Genomic DNA, 840 nt, shown 5'->3' on the forward strand with positions numbered 1-840 from the left:
CAATGCAGCGGCATCAACAACCGGGACAGGGGAACCTGACCCCGGCGGACGGTGTTGCTATCCAGCAGAAAGACCCGCTCCCCCGCCTGATGCCCACCGGCAAACGGGTCTGTCCCCCGCCGTCCCCGTAGCAGGGTGGACAGGGTGATCGTACCGTCCCCGTTGTCCTGAACCGACTTGAACTGAACCAGTTCCTGCCCGACCAGCACCGGGTTGGTCCCGTTCAGGAAATCCGCCTCGGGGATATTCTCGAACTGGTCGGCCCCATGCAGAAGACGAACGGTCAGACTGTTTTCCCAGTCCGTCCGGTACGGGGTTACTGGCTCTCCCAGCGCGTTCAGGGCAATGCCCCATGCCACCTGCCGATCAACGGCGTCCTGAAATGTGAACCGCTCCCCGGTTTCCGATGAATACAGCCCGCCCCCGTTCCAGCGCGCCCCGTATCCCGCAGCGGCGAAATAGTACCGGCTTCCTGTCCCGGCCAACGCATCCTCATCCCGCAGCAGGGGCAGATCCAGAATGAACGGCTCCAGCATCTGCGGGCGGTGAATGGCATAGGCGGGAACGCCCGCCCCGGCATCCGCATCCACCTGTTCCCGTCGCTCGGTTCGGGAAAAGGCGATGCCCTCCACCTCCATGGACAGGTCTCCCCCCAGATGGGTCTGCACCAGACGGCATTCCTGACGGGTACCCGCCCCCGTGATGGCAACCCGGTCCGACGGGTCCAGATACAGATACCGAAGCGGCAGCACGCCCCGTGCCTGTTCCCGTTCCGCCCATGCCTCCCGCAGCAGGTTTTGGCACAGGGCCTTGGCCTGCCCGCCGCCAAGGGCCATTGGC

The 840-nt window shown here is 65.0% G+C and carries 1 protein-coding gene; it reads right to left on the bottom strand.

Features of this window, described 5'->3' with window-relative positions; all coding sequences use genetic code 11:
* Positions 1–840: GTA baseplate fiber-binding domain-containing protein (locus QQJ79_RS15500; RefSeq protein WP_284223829.1), on the bottom strand; the 840-nt coding region annotated here is incomplete at both ends.

This window comes from Brevundimonas denitrificans, from assembly GCF_030160755.1.
Taxonomy (GTDB): domain Bacteria; phylum Pseudomonadota; class Alphaproteobacteria; order Caulobacterales; family Caulobacteraceae; genus Brevundimonas; species Brevundimonas denitrificans.